General features: G+C 32.4%; 1 pseudogene. It reads left to right on the top strand.

Annotated features, from left to right (window positions below):
• Nucleotides 1–241, top strand: a pseudogene (locus HMPREF0519_RS14140) (hypothetical protein); the annotation flags it as partial.

The following is a 241-nucleotide window of genomic DNA, read 5'->3' as shown; positions in this document are numbered from 1 at the left end:
AGAAGCAATTGGCATGGTTGGCGTAAACTTGCCTTCGCTAAAGTTGATTCATCTCACTATACATTTAATGTTTTAGCAAAATATGGTTATCAAAGTAGTAGACGCTGGCATTTAAAATATAAGAATGGTAAAAAGGAATTAATCAACAATTTGGAGATGGGCTATTCTCAAGTTTGGTATAAATCAGTTCACCATACCAAAAAAGTTAAATCAAAAAAGACTCAAGTCTATGGATTGGATT

The sequence above is a fragment of the Lentilactobacillus hilgardii DSM 20176 = ATCC 8290 genome, assembly GCF_000159315.1.
In the GTDB taxonomy this organism is placed as follows: domain Bacteria; phylum Bacillota; class Bacilli; order Lactobacillales; family Lactobacillaceae; genus Lentilactobacillus; species Lentilactobacillus hilgardii.
Note: the sequence above shows the minus strand (reverse complement) of the source record. Positions and strands in the feature narration are given on the sequence as shown.